The organism is Pseudorhodoplanes sp., from assembly GCF_035565855.1.
In the GTDB taxonomy this organism is placed as follows: Bacteria; Pseudomonadota; Alphaproteobacteria; order Rhizobiales; family Xanthobacteraceae; genus Pseudorhodoplanes.
In genome coordinates this window covers 1-2398 of the sequence record NZ_DATMRX010000108.1, presented here as the reverse complement: position 1 = coordinate 2398, position 2398 = coordinate 1, and the positions used below count along the sequence as shown (strand labels likewise).

General features: G+C 64.2%; 2 protein-coding genes and 1 pseudogene. All 3 read right to left on the bottom strand.

What is annotated here, in order from left to right; genetic code table 11:
- Nucleotides 1–330: pseudogene (locus VN004_RS06140) on the bottom strand (single-stranded-DNA-specific exonuclease RecJ); the annotation flags it as partial.
- A gap of 58 nt (nt 331–388) precedes the next feature.
- Entirely contained in the window at nt 389–1372 is a 984-nt protein-coding gene (glpX, locus tag VN004_RS06135; protein WP_325608033.1) for a class II fructose-bisphosphatase, read from the bottom strand.
- Nucleotides 1373–1605: 233 nt separating this feature from the next.
- On the bottom strand, nt 1606–2398 hold a 793-nt coding region (locus VN004_RS06130), incomplete at its 5' end, for a homoserine dehydrogenase (protein ID WP_325608031.1).

Below are 2398 nucleotides of genomic sequence, written 5' to 3'. Positions count from 1 at the left end.
GGAAGAGGCAGCGCCATCGACGTCATAGTCGCCGAAGATGGCCACTTTTTCCTTGCGTGTCACGGCATCGGCGATGCGGCTGGCCGCCTGCTCCATGTCGGTCAGCGAGGCTGGGTCGGGAAGCAGGTCGCGGATCGTCGGGTCGGGGAAGCGCGCAGCATCGGCAGCCTGCACACCGCGCCCGGCCAGCACCCGCGCCACGATATCGGGAACGCCGTGTCCCTGAGCGATCGCCAGAGCAATCATGTCCTGGCGGTCGCTCAGCCGGTGTTCCCAGAAGATGCCCGTCGCGGAACGCCGGACATCGAGGAAAAGACGCTTGTCGGCCATTATCTCTCGCATTCCCTGTGTGAGACGCGATTACAGGCCGACAGCATCGCCACCGTAATCAGAACTTGTCCAGATCCTGATGGCGCGCCTTGATCTCGCGCACGGTGCGCGAGGACGAGCGCAGCACGATGGTGTGCGTGGTGATGTAGTTGCTGGCGAACTTCACACCCGACAGCATGTTGCCATCGGTGACGCCGGTTGCGGCGAACAGCACGTCGCCGCGCGCCATTTCCTCGGCGCGATAGACCTTGCGCGGATCGCTGACGCCCATGCGGGCGGCGCGCTCGACCTTTTCCGGCGTGTCCAGAATGAGACGGCCCTGAATCTGGCCGCCGATGCAGCGCAGCGCGGCAGCCGCGAGCACGCCCTCAGGCGCACCACCGGTGCCCATGTAGATGTCGATGCCGGTCTCGTCGGGATCGGTGGTGTGAATGACACCGGCCACGTCGCCGTCGCCGATCAGGCGGATGGCGGCACCCGTGGCGCGCACGGCTTCGATGATCGCGGCATGGCGCGGACGGTCGAGAATGCAGGCGGTGCTCTCGGAAACCGGCAAGCCCTTGGCCTTGGCGAGGCGGGCGATGTTCTCGGCCGGCGGCGCGTCGATGTCGATCACGTCAGCCGCATAGCCGGGGCCGATGGCGATCTTTTCCATGTAGACGTCGGGGGCGTTGAGCAGGCTGCCCTTTTCGGCCAGCGCCACGACGGCGAGCGCGTTGGGCAGGTTCTTGGCGCAGATCGTCGTGCCTTCCAGCGGATCGAGAGCGATATCGACTTCAGGACCATTGCCGGTTCCGACTTCCTCGCCGATGTAGAGCATCGGCGCCTCGTCGCGTTCGCCCTCGCCGATCACCACCGTGCCCTTGATGGCAAGGCGGTTCAGCTCGGTGCGCATCGCATCGACGGCGACCTGATCGGCGGCCTTCTCGTCGCCGCGTCCGCGAAGCCTGGCCGCAGCCACCGCCGCGCGCTCGGTAACTCGCACCAGTTCCATGGTCAGAACCCGGTCGAGGCCCGCACTGATCTTGTCTGCCGCATTCATGATCTTGCTCAATCCCTTTTCCCATGCCCCTTCGTGGGGCTTTGCCCTCTTTTGTCAAAGGCGCGTGACAACAGCAAGTCCCGGCGCAGCAATCAACAAAGAAGCAGCGATATCAATCGATTGAAAGGCCTGGAGCAGCGGACGTTCTGACGAACGCACCCCCGCTGCTCCCGCTTGTTTTCCCCGGCCGCATTTGTGCGACGTCAAACGATTCCGTCTGACTGCAAAATGCTCTATCCGGCCCGCTCGATACGGATCACCTGCGGTTTGTCGACCAGATGTCCATCCGCGACGATACCTTCCACGGCCCTGCGCACCGCCGCTTCCGTGGTCTCGTGGGTGACGAGAATGACGGTCTTCTGCGTGTCAGGGTTGGCGCCGTTGGCGTGCTGGACAATGGATTCCAGAGAAATCTCGTTCTCGGCCATACGCGTGGCGACGGCGGCGAAGACACCGGCGCGGTCATGAACGGTCAGGCGGATGAAATAGCCGCCCTCATGCGTGCGCATGCGCGCCCTGACATAGGGATGCAGTTCCTTCGCCGGACGCCCGAACACCGGCCCATGCTGGAACCCCGGACGGCTCTTGGCGATGTCGGCAATATCGCCGATGACGGCGGACGCCGTGGCGTTTCCGCCGGCACCGGGGCCGGACAACAGCAATTCACCCAGAATATCGGTCTCGATCGCCACCGCGTTGGTGACGCCATGCACCTGTGCGATGACCGATGCCGTCGGCACCATGGTCGGGTGCACGCGCTGCTCGATGCCGGTTTCGGTGCGCTGGGCAACGCCCAGCAGCTTGATGCGATAGCCGAGTTCGCTGGCAGCGCGGATATCGGCCTGCGTGATGTTGGAGATGCCTTCGAGATAAATGTCATCGGGAGCGATACGGCTGCCGAAGGCCAAACTGGTGAGGATCGACAGCTTGTGCGCGGTGTCGTTGCCTTCGATATCGAAGGTCGGATCGGCCTCCGCATAGCCGAGGCGCTGCGCGTCCTTCAGGCAGTCCTCGAAGGACAGGCCT

Excerpts from the sequence above, each read along its gene's own strand:
- glpX (WP_325608033.1), bottom strand. The coding sequence starts at position 1,372 with ATGAATGCGGCAGACAAGATCAGTGCGGGCCTCGACCGGGTTCTGACC.